This window comes from Niveispirillum fermenti (assembly GCF_052474395.1).
The window spans coordinates 124,549-142,598 of sequence record NZ_CP156680.1; the positions used below are offsets into that span (position 1 = coordinate 124,549).

Annotated in this window: 15 protein-coding genes and 1 other annotated feature; of the genes, 6 read left to right on the forward strand and 9 right to left on the reverse strand. The window is 66.0% G+C overall.

What is annotated here, in order from left to right; translation table 11 throughout:
• The first annotated feature begins 99 nt into the window (after positions 1–99).
• A protein-coding gene (locus ABC728_RS10495) for an IS3 family transposase (protein ID WP_445376447.1) occupies positions 100–1,328 on the forward strand; the annotation gives its coding sequence in 2 pieces (ribosomal slippage) (positions 100–394 and positions 394–1,328; 1,230 coding nt in all).
• Positions 381–497: a sequence feature (AL1L pseudoknot), on the forward strand. It overlaps the preceding gene by 117 nt.
• 1 nt (position 1,329) lies before the next feature.
• Here the strand turns inward: ABC728_RS10495 and ABC728_RS10500 are convergent.
• Positions 1,330–2,121 (reverse strand): IS5 family transposase, encoded by a 792-nt coding sequence (locus ABC728_RS10500; protein ID WP_445376448.1) that lies wholly within the window; start codon positions 2,119–2,121, stop codon positions 1,330–1,332.
• 404 nt (positions 2,122–2,525) lie between these two features.
• Here ABC728_RS10500 and ABC728_RS10505 point away from each other — a divergent pair, with 404 nt between their 5' ends.
• On the forward strand, positions 2,526–3,611 hold the full coding sequence (locus ABC728_RS10505) for an IS5 family transposase (RefSeq protein WP_416621499.1): 1,086 nt from the start codon (positions 2,526–2,528) through the stop codon (positions 3,609–3,611).
• 438 nt (positions 3,612–4,049) lie between these two features.
• Here ABC728_RS10505 and ABC728_RS10510 read toward each other — a convergent pair whose 3' ends face one another.
• From ABC728_RS10510 to ABC728_RS10535, 6 genes are all read right to left on the reverse strand, one after another.
• Positions 4,050–4,331 (reverse strand): BrnA antitoxin family protein, encoded by a 282-nt coding sequence (locus ABC728_RS10510; protein ID WP_416621498.1) that lies wholly within the window; start codon positions 4,329–4,331, stop codon positions 4,050–4,052.
• Positions 4,261–4,599, reverse strand: coding sequence for a BrnT family toxin (locus tag ABC728_RS10515; RefSeq protein ID WP_416621497.1), 339 nt, complete (start codon positions 4,597–4,599; stop codon positions 4,261–4,263). Before ABC728_RS10515 ends, ABC728_RS10510 begins: the two co-directional genes overlap by 71 nt.
• A gap of 43 nt (positions 4,600–4,642) precedes the next feature.
• Positions 4,643–6,526, reverse strand: coding sequence for a glycoside hydrolase family 9 protein (locus ABC728_RS10520; protein ID WP_416621496.1), 1,884 nt, complete (start codon positions 6,524–6,526; stop codon positions 4,643–4,645).
• A gap of 5 nt (positions 6,527–6,531) precedes the next feature.
• On the reverse strand, positions 6,532–8,277 hold the full coding sequence (locus ABC728_RS10525) for a glycoside hydrolase family 43 protein (protein WP_416621495.1): 1,746 nt from the start codon (positions 8,275–8,277) through the stop codon (positions 6,532–6,534).
• A 109-nt stretch (positions 8,278–8,386) separates the two neighbouring features.
• Positions 8,387–9,193, reverse strand: coding sequence for a DUF1295 domain-containing protein (locus tag ABC728_RS10530; RefSeq protein ID WP_416621494.1), 807 nt, complete (start codon positions 9,191–9,193; stop codon positions 8,387–8,389).
• Positions 9,194–9,306: 113 nt separating this feature from the next.
• Positions 9,307–11,562 carry a TonB-dependent receptor gene (locus tag ABC728_RS10535; protein WP_416621493.1) on the reverse strand — a complete coding sequence of 752 codons (2,256 nt, stop codon included), beginning with the start codon at positions 11,560–11,562 and terminating at the stop codon, positions 9,307–9,309.
• A 228-nt stretch (positions 11,563–11,790) separates the two neighbouring features.
• On the opposite strand from ABC728_RS10535, the gene ABC728_RS10540 reads away from it, so the two are divergent.
• The 3 genes from ABC728_RS10540 to ABC728_RS10550 are packed head-to-tail and all read left to right on the forward strand — an operon-like array spanning position 11,791 to position 15,322.
• Positions 11,791–13,020 (forward strand): acetyl-CoA acetyltransferase, encoded by a 1,230-nt coding sequence (locus tag ABC728_RS10540; RefSeq protein WP_416621492.1) that lies wholly within the window; start codon positions 11,791–11,793, stop codon positions 13,018–13,020.
• Entirely contained in the window at positions 13,020–13,538 is a 519-nt protein-coding gene (locus ABC728_RS10545; protein WP_416621491.1) for a nuclear transport factor 2 family protein, read from the forward strand. Before ABC728_RS10540 ends, ABC728_RS10545 begins: the two co-directional genes overlap by 1 nt.
• Positions 13,538–15,322 (forward strand): AMP-binding protein, encoded by a 1,785-nt coding sequence (locus ABC728_RS10550; protein ID WP_416621490.1) that lies wholly within the window; start codon positions 13,538–13,540, stop codon positions 15,320–15,322. Before ABC728_RS10545 ends, ABC728_RS10550 begins: the two co-directional genes overlap by 1 nt.
• 95 nt (positions 15,323–15,417) lie before the next feature.
• On the opposite strand, the gene ABC728_RS10555 is transcribed toward ABC728_RS10550, so the two are convergent.
• On the reverse strand, positions 15,418–15,762 hold the full coding sequence (locus tag ABC728_RS10555; protein WP_416621489.1) for a putative quinol monooxygenase: 345 nt from the start codon (positions 15,760–15,762) through the stop codon (positions 15,418–15,420).
• 27 nt (positions 15,763–15,789) lie between these two features.
• Positions 15,790–16,968: an aromatic ring-hydroxylating oxygenase subunit alpha gene (locus ABC728_RS10560; protein WP_416621488.1), complete on the reverse strand. Its 1,179-nt coding sequence runs from the start codon at positions 16,966–16,968 to the stop codon at positions 15,790–15,792.
• 315 nt (positions 16,969–17,283) lie between these two features.
• Between ABC728_RS10560 and ABC728_RS10565 the strand changes: the two genes are divergently transcribed.
• A complete protein-coding gene (locus tag ABC728_RS10565; RefSeq protein ID WP_416621487.1) occupies positions 17,284–18,045 on the forward strand; it encodes an SDR family NAD(P)-dependent oxidoreductase in 762 nt (253 codons plus the stop codon).
• Positions 18,046–18,050: the final 5 nt, after the last annotated feature.

The window sequence follows — 18,050 nt, forward strand, 5'->3', positions numbered from 1 at the left end:
AAGGTTTGTACGGAGGCGATGAAGATCCAGGCTGTTGCGGAAGCGATGAACCGCGCCGGGATTGTCGGCGGCTCCAACTCCTGAGAGGATGGGGCTACGATGAGCAAGACAACGAACAAATTTTCAGCTGAGGTCCGCGAGCGGGCTGTTCGGCTGGTTTTGGATCACGAGAAGGATCATCCGTCGCGATGGGCGGCGGTTTCATCCGTGGCGTCCAAGATTGGCTGTTCGGCCCACACACTTAATGAGTGGGTCAAGAGGGCCGAGGTGGAAAGCGGCAGTCGTGCTGGTATTCCGCTGGATGTGCTGGAGAAGTTGAAGGCGCAGGAACGGGAGATCCGGGAGTTGCGCCAGGCGAATGAAATCCTGCGCAAGGCCTCGGCTTATTTCGCGATGGCGGAGCTCGACCGCCGACCGAAATGATGCTGGATTTCATTGATGTCCACCGCCAGGAATACGGGGTCGAGCCGATTTGCGACGTTTTGCCAATCGCCCCGTCAACTGTGCGTCTGCATGCTGCTCGCAAGGCTGATCCGGCCAAACTGTCGGCGCGCGCACAGCGCGATATCGGCCTTAAGGCCGATATCCGGCGGGTGTTCGATGAGAATTTCCAGGTCTATGGGGTCCGCAAAGTCTGGCGGCAGTTGCAGCGCGAGGGCATCCAGGTGGCACGCTGCACGGTCGCGCGGCTGATGCGGGAGATAGGCCTGCGGGGTGCCATTCGCGGCAAGCCGGTGAAAACCACCATTGCCGACAAGGCCTTACCCTGTCCGCTGGACCGGGTGAACCGGCAGTTCCGGGCCGACAGGCCCGATCAGCTGTGGTTGTCCGATTTCACCTATGTCTCCACCTGGAGCGGGTTCGTCTATGTGGCCTTCATCATCGACGCCTTTGCCCGTCGGATCGTCGGCTGGCGGGTGTCCCGGACGGCCGATGCCGGTTTTGTCCTGGATGCCCTGGAGCAGGCCCTGCACCAGCGCCGGCCGGCGGGGAAATCCGGATTGGTCCACCATTCCGACAGGGGTAGCCAATATCTGTCCATCCGCTACACCGAGCGGCTAGGCCTGGCCGGCATCGAGCCATCGGTCGGCAGCGTCGGCGACAGCTACGACAACGCCTTGGCCGAAACCGTCAACGGTCTCTACAAGGCGGAGGTCATCCATAGGCGAGGACCGTGGAAATCCTTTGAAGCCGTGGAATATGCAACCCTCGAATGGGTCGACTGGTTCAACAACCGCCGCCTGCTCGAGCCTATCGGAAATATCCCGCCCGCAGAGGCCGAACAACGCTATCATGACGCCGTGAGCATTCAGCAGTTGGCGGCGTGACTCACGAACTTTTGCCGCCGACAATCCCGGCGCGGTTCACGATAGTCTGCTCGAAGTCTTTGGCCAAGCGTCGGTTTCGGTTGAGCCATGCCAGGGTGCGTTCGACGACCCAGCGTCGTGGCAAGACCTGGAAGCCTTGGGCTGTGTCGGATCGCTTGATGATGTCGATGGTCCATTTTCCAATGCAGCGCAACGCGTCTTTGAGCTTGTCCCCGGCATAGCCGCCATCGGCGAAGACGTGCCGCAGCCACGGGAAGGGTTTGACGATTTCGGCCAGCACCAGCGGTGCGCCATCACGATCCTGGATATCGGCGGTATGGATCACGGCATGGACGAGATTACCTTGGGTGTCGGTGAGGATATGGCGCTTACGCCCCTTTATCTTCTTGCCCGCGTCATATCCCCTCGGGCCGCCGGATTCCGTGGTTTTGACGCTCTGACTGTCGATCACGCCGGCGGTTGGGCTGGCATCACGGCCTTGTTGCTCGCGCATCGCCATCAGCAAGACATGGTTTACCGTGAGCCACAGACCATTGTCACGCCACAGGTAGAACCAGCGCCGCACCGTCGAGACCGGCGGGAAACAAGGTGGCAGCATCCGCCACGGCAGGCCGCCCCGAAGCAGATAAAGGATTGCCTCGACGATCCGGCGCAGCGGCCATTTGCGTGGCCTGCCTACGGCGGACGCAGCAGGCAGCAGCGGTTCCAACAAAGACCATTCCGCATCGGTCAAATCGCTTGGCAAAGCCAGGCCGTTGCGGGCATGAAGGGCGCGGGTGGTATCAGTCCACATCGGAGATGCACGGTTGTTTTTGGCGAAACCCCTGAATCACCGATAGGGAACGCTGTCAAGCTAACCCGCTGATACCACTCAACTTAATTTCGGATCAGGCTCTTATAGAAGCTCCATCGCCAAATTTAATTTCGATATCATCAATAGAATATACGATCTCATATCTTATAATGAATAGTGACATTCTGATGGAAACAAGAGCTATATCTACAGATTTATGAAATGAATATTTATTTCTTACCAAATTATTTAGTTCATTGATATTTACATTATATTCAATCACATCTACAACAGTGGGATTGTAAGATTCTTCGGTGACAAAATTAAATCCAGAATAATTGGACACCTCCGGAAACCGTCAATTTTTGCTATGATATGTCATGCAGCCTGTATCGGGGTTGGTCATGACAGGACAGGGTGGCTTCTGGGATTTTGAGGACCGTCTTCGTGAGTTGTCGGCGGAGGGTGATCCGCTGGAGCGTCTGTCGGCGACGGTCGATTTTGAGCAATTCCGACCGGTTCTGGCCAAGGCCCTGCGGCGCGGTGACCCGCGCAAGGGCGGTCGCCCGCCGTTTGACGCGGTGCTGAAATTCAAGATGCTGGTGTTGCAGGCGCTGCACGGGTTGTCGCTGCAACAGACGTCGGATCTGGTGCGCGACCGGCTGAGCTGGATGCGGTTCTGCGGGCTGGGTCCGGGGGATGGGGTGCCCGATGCCAACACGCTGTGGGACTTCCGCGAGGCGTTGATCGGTGCCCGCGCACTGGACGCGCTGTTCATGCGTCTGGAGCAGGCGATCAGTGCCGCGGGCTATCTGCCGATGTCGGGCCAGATTGTGGATGCGACCCTGGTGGCGGCTCCGCGCCAACGCAACCGGGAGGATGAGAAGGCGGCGATCAAGCAGGGCCGGTCAGCCCAGGAGATTTGGCCTGACCAGCCAGCCAAAGCGGCGCAGAAGGATGTGGACGCGCGCTGGACGGTGAAATTCAGCAAGGCCAAGCCGGCGGTCGAGGGCACGCCGCAGCCGCCCGACATCGCCATCCCGGACTTTGGCTACAAGGCGCATATCGCCATCGACCGCCGGCATGGGGTGATCCGGCGTCGGCTGGTCAGCGATGCCGCCGCCCATGACGGGGCGCGCCTGCGCGAGGGGTTGATCGACCCGGACAATACGGCATCGGGCGTGTGGGCCGACACGGCCTATCGCTCGCAGGCTAATGAGGACTTCCTGCGCGAGGCCGGCAAGGTCAGCCATATCCACGTCAAGAAACCCAAGGGCAAGCCGATGTCCGACCGCACCGCTCGTGCCAATGCCCGCAAATCCGCCATCCGCGCCAAGGTCGAGCATCCGTTCGCCATGCTGAAGGGACCGATGCGGCTCTTCATCCGCACCATCGGCATCAAACGCGCCATGGCGGCCATCACGCTGGCCGCCATGGCCTACAACATGAAACGATGGGTCTGGCTCGACGGAAGAACTGCGTCCGCATGACGCCAGAACCGCCCGCAAGGGCGGCTGCACCAGGCAGTGATACCCCAAAAAGCCGCCAGACCGGCGCTGGGCAGCCCGAATTTCGCTCCGATTGACCACATCACAAAGGGTTATCGGAGGTGTCCACCTTATCAACCCGAACAAGCACATGGTCCGCAGGCACCAGGTCCCGCAGCAAGCCCGACACAAACAACTCAGGCTGACGACGATCCTTCTGACCCAACATGACGATGCCTCCCGTGACATCGCCATCGAATCAAAATGTCAGGGCTTTCTCAACAGGCCCAGGAGATTGGTATAACTCAATGGTGGGTCAATTCTCGACGGAAATCCCGGGTCAGTTCCGCGTGGAAATCAACAAACCCAACTATGGCACAGCGATGCCGGGGGCCGTCCACCCTAACAATTGCGAGGAGTGGAACTCACCGCACTTGGATATTACAGCCCCGCCACCTTGCGTAATGTTTCATTGATACGGCTTTGCCAACCGGGGCCGGTGGCACGAAAATGTTCGACCACGTCGGGGTCCAGGCGCAGGTTGAGCGCCACCTTGGGCGCTGCCGATTTCGGCCGGCCCGCACGCTTCATTGTGGCCGCCGCGGGGCGGATGACGGTGCCGGCTGTGGCAAGCTCCGCCTGTTCGAAGAATTCATCGGTCAGTTCGGGGGCGTCGTCGGGGTCTGGCCAGGGCCGCCCGGAACCGCTGTTGTTCGCGTTCATTTGCCTTCCTCATGCTGATGATGCGCCGTCCGCCATCGGCCGCGGTCGACACGATCACCACCATTCGATCCGCCAGCATGCCGGCCCTGATAAACTGATCCTCACCATAATCGAACCGGTCGTCCTTCATGGTGAAGGTGAGCCCGGCGAAAAACTGGGCGGCATCGGCAAAATCCAGGCCCCGTTCGGCCAGGGTGCGATCACGCTTGGTCGGATCGAAGATGATACTCACAGATATTTCTGTATCCACAATAATGGTACCGGTCAAGGTGTTTTTTGTGAATACAGAAATCAATTGATATACGCCCGCCTCACCCCGTCTCGTCCAGCCAGGCGGCCACCCAGAGCAGGGGGGCGTTCCAGTTGATGGTGACCTCGTTCAGCGTATAGAGGTGGATATCGTCCAGCCAGCAGGCCTGGGGCGCGCAGGGGCCGCCCAGTTTTTCCAGCGCCTCCTTCCCCGGCCGGGCGTTGGGGCCGCCCGACAGCACGCCGGGGGGCGGGGGTGGCAGGGCGGGGTCCAGGGACGGGGCCCAGAAACGGTGGTGCGGGTGGCGCATCGGCCGGGCGCCGTAACCGCTGATATAGGACTGGTCCAGCGGGTTGCGGCCCAGCAGATAATCCATGACATCGACCACCTTGTCGCGATACCGCGCCTCGCCCGTCGCGTCATGGGCATGGGCCAGCACGATGGCGCGGTTCAGCAGGCCGGCGTTCGATCCCCAGCCATAGGCCGTGGCGGCCAGCGGCTGGCGGTAACCCGCCCCCGCACCATCGTGCAGGAACCGGTCGGCGCCGTTGCGGATGGCCCGGGCCACCTGCCCGGCCTGGGCCGGCGGCAGCGCGCCTTCCTGCAGGGACAGGCTGAGCAGGCCCAGCGGGGCGACCTGCGGCCAGGCGGGCTCGGCCACGGCATCCGCCGCGAAATGGGGCGACCCCGTGACCGGGCCGGCGAAGACGGGCAGCCGCGTGGTCGCCAGCAGTTCGGCGGCAGCCCAGAAGAACTCGTCCGACAGGTCATCATCGCCATAGCCGCCGCTGCCCTCGAAATCGCCCAGCGCGTGGGCGTCGGGCACGCGGCGCGCCGCCTCCCAGGCCCGCACGGCGGCGCGCAGGCAGCGTTCGGCAAAGGCGGGGTCGATGGTGCGCCACAGCCGGGCCGCCTGGGCCGCCGTCGCGGCCAGGTTCAAGGTGGCGGCCGTGCCGGGCGGATAGAGGAAGCGGGGCTCGGGATCCAGGTGCGGCGGCATGGGCAGCGCCGTCCAGCGCCTGTCCGCCACCTTGTGGTGCGCCATGCCAGAGGCATCCACCAGGGTGAAGCGCAGCCGCTCCCCCGGCTTCTGGGGTCCCAGCGGCAGGGCCATGCGCGTGCCGGCCGGCACCTGCATGGACAGCATGAATTCCATCTGCCAGCGCGCCTCGTCCAGCAGGTCGGGCACGCCGTTGCCGGCCTCCGGCATGGCGGCGGACCCGTCGGGGAAGGGCGGGGGCTTGCCGCGCGCCAGGGCGCGTTCATGCAGGTGCAGAAGCGTCCACAGCGCGATGCCGCCATTCACGACATATTTGCCGTGGTCGCCGGCATCGTACCAGCCGCCCGTCACGTCCAGCCGGTGGGCGCAGGCCGGCCAGTCATTGCCATTGCGGTCGCGGCCGCCGAAACAGGGCACCACCTCGCCGACATGCCCCGCCGGCCGGGCCCATTGCGCCCCCACGAACCGCGCCTCGATCGGCATGCCGGCGCGGTTATGGTGGAAATAGGCCAGGGCATCGCGCTTCAACGCGCCATAGGGGCCGTCGCCGATGGAAAAGGGCCGGCTTCGCAACGGCCCGACGGTCAGGACGAAACCGTCGCCGCGCGCCACAACAGCGCTGAAATCCACCTGATGCAGGTGCTGGCCCGAGGCGGCATCGTCGCCCGTCACGCTGCTGTGGCCCGCCGCCACGACATGGCCCGCCGCATCATGCAGGGTCCAGGGCAGGGGGGTGCGGGCGGGATGGGGCAGGATGGCATGCTTTCCCGCCCGCGCCAGCAGCCCCGCCTGGTTCAGCCGCACGGGTGCGATGTCCCCCGCCGCCGCCCCGGTGCCGGTGCCGGCCGCCGGGGCGGCGGTGACCGGGGCCGGGGAGAGGAGAAGGAGGAGGGGCAGCCAGAGGCCGGCGGCCAGGGCGGCCGCGCGCGTGGATCGTCCGGACATGCCCGTTACTTCCCCGCGGTGGCCGATTGGGCGAAGGGGCCGATCATGGCGCCGATGAAGCTGTTGGCGGCCTTGGTGGACAGGATCTTGCCGTCCGCCCCGGCCAGCACGGTGCGCCATTCTTCCCCCGCCGCCGCCGCGTCGGTGGCGACAAGGAAATCATAGGCCCCGCCCCGCGCCACGATACGCAGATAAAGCGGCCCGTCATCGGGCACGGGCAGAGAGGCCAGAAGCCGTCCGTCGGCCGGCGCCTGCGGCCCGTCGCGCATGGCGACCTGTGCCACCCGGTCCTTGCCCCGGCGTTCCACGGTGAAGCGATACCAGTATTCGTCGCTCTGCACGGCGGCCAGCCCGGCCCGGTCGCCGGGCCGGACGGGGGCGAAATGCATCTCCGTGGTGACCAAGGCGTTCATATGCTGCTGCCGGCGTGCCCAGAAGGCCGGGTTTCCATGGTCGGACAGGCCCACCGGCGTCAGGCGCAGCGTCAGGAAGCCGGCATCCTCGGTCAGGCTGTACCAGTCGCCCCGGGGATTGCGCGCCATCATCCAATAGGGCGGCAGGGCCGGCCCGTCGAATTCGTCGCGCACGGCGAAGGGGCCGGATGTGGGCACGGGCGCCGGCGGCTGTGCCGGCAGGCCGGGCCGCGCATGGGTCAGGGCGATGGCTTCTCCCGGCTGCGTGATGCGTGGCCAGCCATCCACCCAGCGCACGGGCAGCAGATAGGTGTCGCGGCCGGTATTATAGTAATCCCCCTCATAGGGGCGCACGGCCAGGAAGGTGGCCCACCATTCCCCGTTCGGCAGTTCCACGAAATCGGCATGCCCCGCCGACGTGACGGGATGCGGCCGGTCGGGGTCCAGGTCGCGCTGCGTCAGGATGGGATTGACGGGTCCGGGCACATAGGGGCCCATGGGGGCGTCGGCGCGCAGCACGACCTGGGAATGGTTGATGGCCGTCCCGCCCTCTGCCGCGATCAGATAATAATGGCCGTCCTTGCGGATGATGTGCGGCCCCTCGATCCAGATGGGCCGGGTCGACGGATCGATCCCGCCATCGACCAGCAACTGCCGCGGCCCCACGGTCTTCAGCGCCCCGGCGTCGAATTCCTGGATCCAGATGGCGCGGTGCCCGTCATAAAGCGGCGCGCCCGGCGGCGGGCCGTTATTCAGCAGATAGGCCCGGCCGTCATCATCGAAGAAGAGGGACGGATCGATCCCTTCCTCCAGATCGGGCAGCCAGACCGGATCGCTCCACGGTCCGGCCGGGTCGCGGGCCGTGATCACGAAATTGCCGCCGCAATCCACGCAGGTGTTGACGATGTAGAAAACCCCGTCGCGATGCTCGATCGCCGGGGCGAACACGCCGCGCGACAGGCCCAGGCTCCCGAAATCCAGCATGCCGGGCCGGTCGATGGCGTTGCCGATCTGCGTCCAGTTCACCAGATCGCGGCTGTGAAAGACCGGAAGGCCCGGAAACCAGGTGAAGGTGGAATGGACCAGGTAATAATCATCGCCCACCCGCGTGATCGACGGGTCGGGGTAATAGCCGGCCAGGATGGGATTGCGGTAATCCCCCGGACCCGGCCGGGCCACGGCGTCCGACGGGTCCGACCCCTGATAGTCCAGCCAGCCGAACCGCGCCACCGCGCCCGCCCCGGCCTCCGCTCCGCCCGCCGATGCCGGCGCCAGCCCGGATGCCAGCGTCAATACCAGTCCCAGCGCCGCACGCGGCGCCCAGCTTGCCCATCCCATTTACTTCCTCCCTGACGCGCCTTGATCTTGTTAGCGCTATCATGCGGAAGAAGGGCGGCGCTGTCCAGGGAGGATGAGGGGCTGGTGCAAGGGCGGAAGGCGGTGGCCGTCAGGCCCGCTTCGGCGGCCAGGGGATGAAGCCGGAGGTGCGGCGGATATAATCCTCGTAACCGGGTTTGGTACGGGCCATGCGCCGTTCCACGGTGGGGGCGCCCGACCATTTCATCAGCGTCCAGGTGAGCAGCAGCGGCCCCGGCAGTGCCCACAGGCCCGGCCCGGTCTCGGCCGCGATCAGGTACAGGCCCCACCAGGCGCAGGCATCGCCGAAATAGTTGGGATGGCGGGTATAGCGCCACAGGCCGCGGGACATCACCTGTCCCTTGTTGGCGGGATCGGCCTTGAACCGCACGAGTTGCCAGTCGGCCAGCGTTTCAAACGCGATACCGAACAGGCAGAGCCCCGCCCCGGCCCAGCCCAGCAGGCCCAGCGGCGTGCTGGTGTCGATCTGGCCCAGTTGCACGGGCAGACAGACGATCAGCAGCAGCGGCGCCTGGGTGGCGAACACCAGGATCAGCGAGGCGACGGGCAGGCTCCAGCCGCGGGCGGCCTGCGCCTTGCCCAGCATGGCCACATAGCGCCGGTCCGGCCCGTGATGGCGCCAGCGCCACAGCATGTAGCCGCCCAGCCGGCCGCCCCACAGGGCGACCAGACCCAGCAGCAGATATTGCCGCGGGGCGCCGTCCCCCACGCCGCCCGCCATCTGGACATAGGTGCTGGCGGCCACCAGCACCATGCCCAGACCCCAGACGGCGTCCACGGGCGTCATGTCGCCGATGGCCAGGCAGATGGCCCACAGGATCAGGAAGGCGATGATGATCACTGCCGCGTTGGTCAGCAGCAGGCTGGCTGTTTCCATGGCTTGGCGCTCCCTGGTCGATGCCCCTGCCCCTGTCCCGCGCTGACGGCGGGCAGGGGCAGGGGCTTCCTCGTTTGCCGCTCGTGTCCGTCGGGCTTTGCGTGCCGACCGGATCAGAACCGGGTGGACAGGCGGGCGCCGTAGGTGCGCGGCGCGCCGTACAGCGACACCTCGTCCCCGGCGAAGGGGATGATGCTGGTCCGGTACAGTTTGTCCGTCAGGTTCTTGCCATAGACGGTGAACTGCCAGGCACCGTCCGTCGTGCCCAGGCTGACACGGGCATCCAGCAGCCCGTAACCCGGTTCGACATTGGTGTTCTCCGGCCCCCAGAAGATGTTGTCCTGGTAGACATAGGCGACATTGGTGGAAAGCCGCATGTCGCTGCCGACATCGATGGCGTAATTGGCGCTGACGCTGAACTGGTAATCGGGCGTGCGCAGCATCTTGTTGCCGGTGAATTCCAGGTTGCGCGCGGCGTCCAGATACTTGCCATAGCGCGCATGCAGCAGCGAGCCGGAGGCCGACAGGGTCAGTTCCCGCGTCGGCTGCACCTGCACTTCCGCCTCCAGCCCCTTGATCTTGGCCGACGCGGCATTGGCCACCACCAGGGTCAGGGCCACGTCGTCCAGCTGCTCCACCTGCAGGTCCTTGAAGTCGGTGTAGAAGGCAGCCAGGTTGAAGCGCATGCGGTTGTCGAGCAGGTCGGTCTTGATGCCGGCCTCGTAATTCCAGGCGGTTTCCGGGTTATAGGCCAGGGAGGCGGTGGCCGCGTCGGCCGCCGCGCTCTGCCAGCCACCGCCCTTGAAGCCGCGCGTGACGGAGCCATAGACCATGGTGCCGTTGCCCGACGACCATTCCAGCAGCACGCGCGGCGTCAGCCGGCGCCAGGTCTGGTCGACCTTGATGTGATAGGGGCCCAGCAGCGGGGCCGGCGACAGGGCATTGTCCATGCCGTCGGGACCCAGGCTCAGGATGCGCGCCTCGGAATCGAAGCTCTTGTGATCGATCGTGTAGCGCATGCCGGCCGACAGGGTCAGATCGGTGGTCAGATCATATTCCAGTTCGCCGAACGCGGCATAATTGGGTGCCTTGCCCGTCTGGATGAAGATATTGTCGCCATCCAGCGTGTCGCGCGTGCTGCCCGCCCCGCCCGGCAGGAAGGAATTGGCCGTGTTGCGCGACGAACGGTCCGTCGTCTCCTTCAGGAAATAAAGGCCGGACACCCAGCGCAGCGGCTGATCCTGGGCCGAAGCCAGGCGCAGTTCCTGCGTGATGCCGACATAATCTTCCGTCTGGGTCAGCATGCTGTCGGTGATCGAGGGCGGGGAGCCGGCACCCGGCTGGCTCCAGCGGTTCGACGCCTCGCCCCGGCGCACCGCGGCGACATAGGTCAGGACCGGCCCGTCGAAATCATAATCGGCCCGTACCGTCAGGCCCGAGGTGCGCCGCTTCATGTACTGGTCGTGCGGCGTTTCGGTGGTGCGGGGATTGTCGGAAATCAGGTTGGGCGTGATGAAGCCGAAGCCGGCCCGCGTCGGGTCGTCCACGGCATGGCGGGCCGACCCGCCGCCGCTGTCGCGCCCGGCATCGGCCACCACCAGGATGGACAGCGCCTCGTTCGGGTCGAACTGCACCGACAGGCGGCCGGCAAAGCTGTCGATATCCTCCAGCTCCTGCCCCGTCACGATGTTGGTGGCATAGCCGTCATGGCGGTTCTGGTAGAAGGACAGGCGCGCCTTCACCGTGTCGGACAGGGCGCCCGTGATATAGGCCTGGCTGGCGATGGCGCCGTAATTGCCCATGCTGACCGACGCGAAGCCCTCCAGCTCCTCCTTCGGGCGGGCCGTCACGAAGCTGATGGCGCCGCCCACGACATTCTTGCCGAACAGCGTGCCCTGCGGCCCGCGCAGCACCTCCACCCGCTCCAGGTCGAAGATGGGCGGCGTTGCCGTGCCGCGGCGGCCGATATAGACCTCGTCCAGGAAGACGCCGACGGACGGATCGGCCGTGGCGCTGTTCAGGCGCACCGTGCCGATGCCGCGGATGAACAGCTCCTGTTCCAGCGCGTTCTGCTGCTGGAAGGTGAAGCTGGGCGTGCGCGAGGCGAGGTCGGAAATGTCGGTGATGGCGGCGGCGCGCAGCGTCTCCCCATCGATGGCGGTCACGGCGACGGGCACGTTCTGCAGGCTTTCCGCCCGCTTGCGCGCCGTCACGACGATCTCGGCCAGGAAGGGCTGGTCGTTCGCGGCGGCCGTGGCGGCCGGCGCCGATTGTGCCAGGGCCGGGCCGGACGTGGCGCCCAGCAGGGCGGCCAGCAGCCCGGCGGCCGGCCAATGGCGGCGGTTTGCCGCCTGAATTCCGTTGATCATGATTTCCCCCTTAGCTGCGAATTCTTATTGGTATGTTTACGCAAGTCACAAATCTCACCATCCGCTCGCGCCTGTCAAGCTGGACTTCAACTATTTTCTGCGGAAAATTTTGTGCGTATGCACAGTGCGCTTCGGGAAGCCGGTGGCGGATCAACGCTTGCGTAAACGTACCATAGACGATATAAACTTGCATAACCATACTAATCATGCATGGGGAGAACCATTGCCATGGTCTATGTGCTTGGCGGGTGGCAAAGCGATTTTGCGTCCAACTGGACGCGCCAGGGAATGGATATCCTGGCCGGGTTCACGCAGACGGTTCAGCAGGGGCTGGCGGTCACGGGCCTGGATGCGGCCGAGGTCGATTGCGGCCATGTCGGTAATTTCGTGGCCGAACTGTTCGTGGGCCAGGGGCTGCTGGGCGGGTTCTTCGGCCATGCCGATCCGGGTTTCGACGGCATGCCCACGGCCCGGCACGAGGCGGCCTGCGCCTCCGGCTCGCTGGCCGTGCAGGCGGCCATGGCGGATATCGAGGCGGGCCGCCACGGGCTGGCCTGTGTCGTGGGGCTGGAACTGATGCGCAACGTGCCGGGCGTCACGGCGGCCGACCATCTGGGGGCTGCCTGCCTGCGCGGGCAGGAATTCACCGATTGCCGCTATGTCTGGCCCCAGGCCTTTTCCGACCTGGCCGATGAATATGAACGGCGCTATGGGCTGGACCCGGCCCATCTCTGGCGCATCGCAGAGGTGAATTTCACCAACGCCCGGCGCAATCCCAATGCCCAGACGCGCAACTGGACCTTCACCGACCGCAGCTTCACCGACGATGCGGAGGCCAATCCGTTCGTGGAGGGGCGGACGCGCAAGATGGAATGCGGTCAGGTGACCGACGGGGCCGCCGTGCTGTTCCTGGCCTCGCCCGAACGCGCGGCCGATTATGCCCGCCGGCGGGGGATCGCGCTGTCCGACCTGCCCCGCATCACGGGCTGGGGCCACCGGTCGGCCGCCATCGGCTATCGCCGCAAGCTGGCCGACGGGGCGGGGGCCGAGCATGTCTTCCCGCAGGTGCGCCGCGCCATCCTGGATGCGCGCCAGCGGGCAGGCATCACCGACCTGTCGCAGATCCACGCCGTGGAAACCCATGATTGCTTCGCCATGACCGAATACATGGCCATCGACCATCTGGGCCTGACCGCGCCCGGCGAGGCGTGGAAGGCCGTGGAGGAGGGCGCCATCGAGATGGGGGGCCGGCTGCCCATCAACCCGTCCGGCGGGCTGATCGGCTTGGGCCACCCCGTGGGGGCCACGGGCGTGCGCATGGTGCTGGACGCCGCCCGGCAGGTGACCGGTATGGCCGGCGGCTATCAGGTGGAAGGGGCACGGGCCGTGCAAACGCTGAATATCGGCGGCTCCACCACCACCACCGTCAGCTTCATCGTCGAGCGGAGGGCCGCCTGATGGACCGCCGCACCATCCTGGCCGGAGTGCCCGCCATGATCACAGCAGCCCCCCTGGCAGCAGCCACCGCAGCCAGTGCGGCCCCCGCGCCCGACCGCCGGCTGAACCAGTTCAAGGCCGTCATCGCCGACTGGAAGCGCCAGGATATCGACGCCGTGCTGGCCCGGCTGCATGACGATATCGTCTGGCATTTCGCGGCGGCCGTGGTGCCGCCGCTGCGCGGCAAGGCCGCCGCCCGCGCCTTTCTGGAGAAATTCTCGCAGGAGGTGGCGGAGGTGCGCTGGCGCCTATTCCACGCCGCCGAGCAGGGCGACCGGCTGTTCGTGGAAGGGGTTGACGAGTTCGTGCGCGCCGATGGCCGCAAGGTGGCCGTGCCCTATGCCGGCATCATGGAATTTGACGGCGACCTGATCATCGGCTGGCGCGACTATATCGACCGGTCGGTGATCGAGGCGATGCGGCGGGGCGAACCCTATCCCCCGCAGGTGGTTGAACTGATCGACCGGGAGGCCCTGTGATGGACATGACGACCGTTCCCTTCCGCGAGGCCGATTTCATGCCGGTCGATCTGGCCATCGACCGCGCGGCCGATGGCAGCATCCGGCTGCGGTCCCGCCTGGACCTGCATATTCCCGACGCCAACATCCCGCGCGCCATCCGGGCCCGCGCCCGCCGGCATCCCGACCGGCTGGCCCTGGCCTGGCGCGGGGCCGACGGGGCCTGGGAAAAGCGCAGCTTCGGCGCGCTGGCCGATGATATCGCGGCGGCGGCCGGCTGGCTGTCGGCCCATGTGCCGGCCGGGGGCACGCTTCTGATCATGGGGGTGAACAGCCACGCCACGGCCGTGCTGACCTATGCCGCCTTCACGGCGGGGGTGCGGGTCAGTCTGGTCGGCATCTCCTACGGGCTGGCCGGCGGCAATCTGGCGCGGCTGCGCCATGTCTTCGCCAAGGTCGGGCCGGTCATGGCCTATGTCGATCCGCATCCGGCCCTGGCCGGCGCCATCGATGCCGTGGCCCCGGCCGGCATGCCCGTGATCAGCACGGCGCCCCTGGGGCTGGACCGGCCCGTCATCGGCTTCGACGCGCTGCTGGCCACACCGGCCGCCGCCGATCTGGATCAGGCCATCGGGGCGCTGGATGTCACGGCGCCGGCCTGTCTGATGCTGACCTCCGGTTCCACGGGCCTGCCCAAGGTCGTGCCGCTCAGCCTGACCAATCTGGCGGCCAGCACGGCGCAGGGCATGGCCACGGCGGGTGGTGCGCTGGGGCCGGACGGCGACATCGTGGACTGGCTGCCCTGGCACCATGCCGCCGGCGCGTCGGTCCTGCGTATCGCGCTGCTGGAGGGGTATTCGCTCTGGGTCGACAATGGCAAGCCCATGCCCGGCCTGTTCGGCGAGACGGTGCGCAACCTGCGCGAGGTGTCGGTCGGCTATTACAACAATGTGCCGGCCGGCTATGCCCTGCTGGCCGATGCGCTGGAACAGGACCCGGTGCTGCGCCGCACCTTCTACAGCCGCATGCGCATGATGCTGTATGGCGGCGCGGGTCTGGCCCAGCATGTCTATGACCGCCTGCAGCGCATGGCGATCGAGGAGACGGGCCACCGCGTCCATATCACCTCCGGCTATGGCATGACGGAATCGACAACGGGCTGTCTGGTCACCCATTTCCCGACCGACAAGGTGGGCATCGGCCTGCCCGCACCGGGGGTGGAGGTGAAGCTGGTGCCCTATGACGGGCGGTACGAGCTGCGCCTGCGCGGGCCCAATGTGATGGCGGCCTATCTGGATGATCCCGACCGGACGGCCGCCGCCTTCGACGAGGATGGCTTCTACCGGTCCGGCGATCTGGCCCATTTCCATGACGAGGCGCGGCCCGAGGCGGGTCTGGCCTTTGCCGGGCGGCTGGCGGAGGAATTCAAGCTGGATAACGGCACCTGGGTTCAGGGCGGGCATCTGCGCGACCTGTTGCTGGGCCATCTGGCGCCGCTGGTGCTGGATCTGGTCTTCACCGACGACAACCGGCCGTGGCTGGGCCTGTTGTTCTGGCCACGTCCCGGCGCCCCGGCCGATGTGCTGGACCAGGTGGCCGGGCGGCTGCGCGATTTCAACCGCGATCAGGCGGGCCGGTCCGCCACCGTGGCGCGCGTGGCCATGCTGACCACCCCGCCCAACCCCGACTGGCATGAATTGTCGGACAAGGGCACCATCAACCGCCGCGCCGTCATCGACCACCGCGCCGACATCGTGGCCGATCTTTACAGCGCCAACCCCGGCCCGGCCGTGCGGGTGCTGTAGGCAGGGAAGCGGGGTGCCGCCGCCGGGCGGCACCCCGCCTTTTCTCCCCGTGCTGTCTCTGCGCGCTGTCTTTCCCGGCCGGACCGGCTGCCGGATCAGGCCGTGAAGAAATCGGCCCGCGCCACGCCCTGCGGGTCATAGACGGGTTCGATCAGATCGACGCGGTACTTGCGTGCCTCCGCGGCCGTCATGCCGGCCTGTTGCAGCAGGCCGACCATGGTGCTGTAGGCGGGGGCGGCGAAATGGGCACGCAGGGCCGCCTCGTCGCGCCATTCCTCGAACACGTTCACGCGGGCCGGGTTCCTGTGATCGGCGCCCCAGCTATATTCCACGCACCCATCCTCGGCCAGCGCCTCCTGGATCAGGGGGTCGGCATCGGTCAGGAATTGCGCGCGCAGGGCAGGGTCCACGTCCAGCGTGGCCATGATGATGATGGGCATCGTGCTTGTCCTTGATGGGGGGCCGGGTCAGAGGCGGGGCGGCGGGGCGGCCGGATCATCCTTCAGGTAATGATCGACCCAGCGGTGGAAATATTGATTGCCGCGTTCGTTGCGGCCGAAGGTGACATGGTCCAGCGCGCCGGCCTCCAGCCCTTTCTGGATGGACAGGCCCAGCACGTAATCCTCCTGGTTCGTCACATCCCCGAAGAAGCTGGCCATCATGGCCATCTTCTCCCGCTCCGCCTCGTCCGCCGGGGCGTTGGGGGTGGCATAGGTCAGGATGGTGCGGTTCTGCCCCGGCGCCGGCCCCGGCAGCAGCAGGGCGATCTGTGCGATCTCCGGCGCCACGAAGATGGACAGGTTGGGGAACAGGGTGCGCACGAAATCGAACCCGTCATTCTGGTGCCGGTGCCATTCGTCGCGCGGCACATCGCGCAGCCTGCCGATGCTGCGCTGGGGGAAGCCGATGCGCAGATGCGGCCCGAACCCCTCGAAATGCATGATGTTGGAGAAGGTGCGCGGATGCACCGTTTCCGGGTGCGCGGCGGCGAAATGATACCCTTCCAGATAGCCGTCATAGGCGATCTTCCAGTTGGCGCCGGAAATCTCCCGGTTGCCGCAGAAATGCCATTTGCCGAAATTCAGGCTTTCCAGATCGTCCAGCATGCCGCCCAGATAGGATTTTACATCGATCTCCAGGCCCGGCGTCAGGATCACGAAGATCATCCCGGCCACTTCCTGGCAGGCAAGCGGCTTCAGCCGGTGGCAATCCTTGTCCACCTCCCCGAACTTGGCCTTTTCCGACACGGCCAGCAGGCGGCCGTCATTATGGAAGGACCAGGCATGATAGGGACAGGTGAAGCGGCTGGCCGATCCCTGGCCCGGCTTCACCAGCGGCGCGCCGCGATGGGTGCAGACATTCAGCATGGCATGCACCTGGCCCGCCCGGTCACGGGTGATCAGGACGGGCACGCCCATCGCCTCCATCGCCTTGTAATCGCCGGGCGCCGGCAGTTCGATGGACAGGGCCAGCATCAGGGGCAGGCGCCGGAAGATCAGGGCCATTTCCCGCTCGAACCGGGCCGGGTCCAGATAATCGGCGGCCGGCACCTTCAGGATGTCCGCCGCCTGATCGGTGGTCTGGGTTTCCACATAGGTCAGCATCGCCTCGGCCGACCGGTTGATCTGTTCCGCCAGCGCCGTCATACCGCCTCCCCCGATGTGCAAACGGGCTGGCCGCGGAACCGCCCCGCGCGCCACCCGAATGATTTATGATTCATTCGTCATGTTCACTATCCGCAACCGGCTTGTCAAGCCGGGTTTGATTGCGTTTCAGCGAATTTGCATAAACGCCGGGCCGGGGCGGGTTCGCGCTTGACAGGCCGGGCGTTTGCGCTGAAATAATGACTAATGAATCATAAATCGTAATAAGCCGTGGCCATAAGCCGGCAGGCAGGAGGGGGTCACCTGCCGCCTGCCGGCAATGCCGGCCCCGGCCGACAGACAGGGAGGATGGAGAAGATGGGTCGTTTGCAGGGTAAGGTCGCCCTTGTCACGGGTGCCGCGTCCAACCCCGGCCTGGGCTATGCCACGGCCTGCCGCCTGGCGGCCGAGGGCGCCCGGCTGGTCGTGACCGACATGGATGCCGATGGCGCCGGCCTGTGCGCCGCCGCCATCCGGGGGGCGGGCGGGGAGGCCCTTCATCTGCGCCAGGATGTGGTGTCGGAAGATGATTGGGCGCACGCCATCGCGGAAACGGAGAAGACCTTCGGCCGGCTGGACATCCTGGTCAACAATGCCGGCATCCATCTGACCAAGAATGTGGACGACACCACGCCCCGGGAATTCCAGCGGCAGCTGGATGTCAACCTGATGGGCACCTTCCTGGGGGTGAAGACGGCCCTGCCGCTGCTGCGCCGGTCGGGCGGCGGGTCGATCGTCAACCTGTCCTCCATCGCCGGCACCCTGGGCATTTCGGGCCTGTCGGCCTATGCGGCGGCCAAGGGCGGGGTGCGGTCCATGACCAAGACCATCGCCATCGAAGGCGCGCCCGACAATATCCGCTGCAATTCCATCCATCCCGGCATGATCTGGACCAACATGATGATGCAGGCATCCGTCAGTGCGGAGGCGGTGAAGGATGCGCTGATGGCCGCCATTCCGCTGGGGCGCATGGGGGAACCCGATGATATCGCCAATGCCGTGCTGTTCCTGGCGTCCGACGAAAGCCGGTACATCACGGGCATCGAGCTTTATGTCGATGGCGGCATGTGGGCGCAGTGAGGGCA

What these genes read in the sequence shown, in the direction of transcription:
- ABC728_RS10525 (WP_416621495.1), bottom strand. Translation starts at nt 8,277, where the DNA reads ATGGGATGGGCAAGCTGGGCGCCGCGTGCGGCGCTGGGACTGGTATTG.
- ABC728_RS10545 (WP_416621491.1), top strand. Translation starts at nt 13,020, where the DNA reads ATGGACCGCCGCACCATCCTGGCCGGAGTGCCCGCCATGATCACAGCA.
- ABC728_RS10565 (WP_416621487.1), top strand. Translation starts at nt 17,284, where the DNA reads ATGGGTCGTTTGCAGGGTAAGGTCGCCCTTGTCACGGGTGCCGCGTCC.
- ABC728_RS10535 (WP_416621493.1), bottom strand. Translation starts at nt 11,562, where the DNA reads ATGATCAACGGAATTCAGGCGGCAAACCGCCGCCATTGGCCGGCCGCC.
- ABC728_RS10530 (WP_416621494.1), bottom strand. Translation starts at nt 9,193, where the DNA reads ATGGAAACAGCCAGCCTGCTGCTGACCAACGCGGCAGTGATCATCATC.
- ABC728_RS10505 (WP_416621499.1), top strand. Translation starts at nt 2,526, where the DNA reads ATGACAGGACAGGGTGGCTTCTGGGATTTTGAGGACCGTCTTCGTGAG.
- ABC728_RS10550 (WP_416621490.1), top strand. Translation starts at nt 13,538, where the DNA reads ATGGACATGACGACCGTTCCCTTCCGCGAGGCCGATTTCATGCCGGTC.
- ABC728_RS10540 (WP_416621492.1), top strand. Translation starts at nt 11,791, where the DNA reads ATGGTCTATGTGCTTGGCGGGTGGCAAAGCGATTTTGCGTCCAACTGG.
- ABC728_RS10555 (WP_416621489.1), bottom strand. Translation starts at nt 15,762, where the DNA reads ATGCCCATCATCATCATGGCCACGCTGGACGTGGACCCTGCCCTGCGC.
- ABC728_RS10510 (WP_416621498.1), bottom strand. Translation starts at nt 4,331, where the DNA reads ATGAACGCGAACAACAGCGGTTCCGGGCGGCCCTGGCCAGACCCCGAC.
- ABC728_RS10520 (WP_416621496.1), bottom strand. Translation starts at nt 6,526, where the DNA reads ATGTCCGGACGATCCACGCGCGCGGCCGCCCTGGCCGCCGGCCTCTGG.
- ABC728_RS10500 (WP_445376448.1), bottom strand. Translation starts at nt 2,121, where the DNA reads ATGTGGACTGATACCACCCGCGCCCTTCATGCCCGCAACGGCCTGGCT.
- ABC728_RS10560 (WP_416621488.1), bottom strand. Translation starts at nt 16,968, where the DNA reads ATGACGGCGCTGGCGGAACAGATCAACCGGTCGGCCGAGGCGATGCTG.